The organism is Bifidobacterium thermacidophilum subsp. thermacidophilum DSM 15837, assembly GCF_000426425.1.
In the GTDB taxonomy this organism is placed as follows: domain Bacteria; phylum Actinomycetota; class Actinomycetes; order Actinomycetales; family Bifidobacteriaceae; genus Bifidobacterium; species Bifidobacterium thermacidophilum.
This window is the reverse complement of the sequence record NZ_AUFI01000004.1, coordinates 1-2,259: the sequence shown is the minus strand read 5'-3', so window position 1 is coordinate 2,259 and position 2,259 is coordinate 1. Positions and strand designations below refer to the sequence as shown.

2 rRNA genes are annotated in these 2,259 nt (G+C 61.3%); both read right to left on the bottom strand.

What is annotated here, in order from left to right:
* Window positions 1-293: ribosomal RNA gene (locus tag K315_RS0100445) — 23S ribosomal RNA — on the bottom strand; the annotation flags it as partial.
* A 432-nt stretch (window positions 294-725) separates the two neighbouring features.
* Window positions 726-2,256, bottom strand: a 16S ribosomal RNA gene (locus K315_RS0100435).
* Window positions 2,257-2,259: the final 3 nt, after the last annotated feature.

The window sequence follows — 2,259 nt, the reverse complement described above, 5'->3', positions numbered from 1 at the left end:
CCCCACGCGCAACCCCCGACGGGTATCACACGCGCAAGGTTTGGCCTGGTCCGCTTTCGCTCGCCACTACTCACGGAATATCCTTTCCTGCAGGTACTGAGATGTTTCACTTCCCTGCGTACCCCCCGCACCATAGGTGCGGTGACAGCCCATGACGGCTGCCGGGTCACCCCATTCAGAAACCCTCGGATCAAAGCCAGCTCGGCGGCTCCCCGAGGCATATCGCTGCCCGCCACGTCTTTCATCGGTCCCGTCTGCCAAGGCATCCACCATACGCCCTTGCAGGCAACCCCACACACGGGGAACCCGCAAGACCAAACGAACACCGGACGACAGATCATCAACACTCTGCGATCACAAAACGATCAAACAAACAACCAGACCCCCATCAAAGGGGACCCGGTCGAAATACATCAGTACAAGCAGACCACGACCAGCCACCCCCCAAAGGGGCGGCCACGCGGTCCGCTCGCGTCCACTCTCCAGTTCTCAAACCACCACGCCACACCACACACCCCGACCCGGAACACCCGGGAAGGAACCCATGGCGGGCACCCGAACGCCAACCCCCCACACAAGAAGGGCCGTGGCGGCCAGGGAACCCAACAGCATGCCCATACCCGCCCCCACAAGGGAGGCGCAACGACCCTTCCACGCCAGCACGCCCGGCACCCCGGGAACAAACCCCCAGGCACCATGCCAGGCAACAAAACAATTCTCCGTAGAAAGGAGGTGATCCAGCCGCACCTTCCGGTACGGCTACCTTGTTACGACTTAGTCCCAATCGCGAGCCTCACCTTAGACGGCTCCCCCCAGCAATACTGGTCAGGCCACCGGCTTCGGGTGCTGCCCACTTTCATGACTTGACGGGCGGTGTGTACAAGGCCCGGGAACGCATTCACCGCGGCGTTGCTGATCCGCGATTACTAGCGACTCCGCCTTCACGGAGCCGGGTTGCAGGCTCCGATCCGAACTGAGACCGGTTTTCAGGGATCCGCTCCATGTCACCATGTCGCATCCCGCTGTACCGGCCATTGTAGCATGCGTGAAGCCCTGGACGTAAGGGGCATGATGATCTGACGTCATCCCCACCTTCCTCCGGGTTAACCCCGGCGGTCCCCCGTGAGTTCCCGCCATGACGCGCTGGCAACACGGGGCGAGGGTTGCGCTCGTTGCGGGACTTGACCCAACATCTCACGACACGAGCTGACGACGACCATGCACCACCTGTGAACCCGCCCCGAAGGGAAACGACATCTCTGCCGTCGTCGGGAACATGTCAAGCCCAGGTAAGGTTCTTCGCGTTGCATCGAATTAATCCGCATGCTCCGCCGCTTGTGCGGGCCCCCGTCAATTTCTTTGAGTTTTAGCCTTGCGGCCGTACTCCCCAGGCGGGATGCTTAACGCGTTGGCTCCGACACGGGACCCGTGGAAGGGCCCCACATCCAGCATCCACCGTTTACGGCGTGGACTACCAGGGTATCTAATCCTGTTCGCTCCCCACGCTTTCGCTCCTCAGCGTCAGTAACGGCCCAGAGACCTGCCTTCGCCATTGGTGTTCTTCCCGATATCTACACATTCCACCGTTACACCGGGAATTCCAGTCTCCCCTACCGCACTCCAGCCCGCCCGTACCCGGCGCAGATCCACCGTTAGGCGATGGACTTTCACACCGGACGCGACGAACCGCCTACGAGCCCTTTACGCCCAATAAATCCGGATAACGCTCGCACCCTACGTATTACCGCGGCTGCTGGCACGTAGTTAGCCGGTGCTTATTCGAAAGGTACACTCACCCCGAAGGGCTTGCTCCCAAACAAAAGCGGTTTACAACCCGAAGGCCTCCATCCCGCACGCGGCGTCGCTGCATCAGGCTTGCGCCCATTGTGCAATATTCCCCACTGCTGCCTCCCGTAGGAGTCTGGGCCGTATCTCAGTCCCAATGTGGCCGGTCGCCCTCTCAGGCCGGCTACCCGTCGAAGCCTTGGTGGGCCCTCACCCCGCCAACAAGCTGATAGGACGCGACCCCATCCCACGCCGCAAAAGCTTTCCCCGCACCCCATGCGGGGCGCGGGAACATCCGGCATTACCACCCGTTTCCAGGAGCTATTCCGGAGCATGGGGCAGGTTGGTCACGCATTACTCACCCGTTCGCCACTCTCACCCGCAGGCAAAGCCCGCAGGATCCCGTTCGACTTGCATGTGTTAAGCACGCCGCCAGCGTTCATCCTGAGCCAGAATCGAACCCTCCACAAAAAA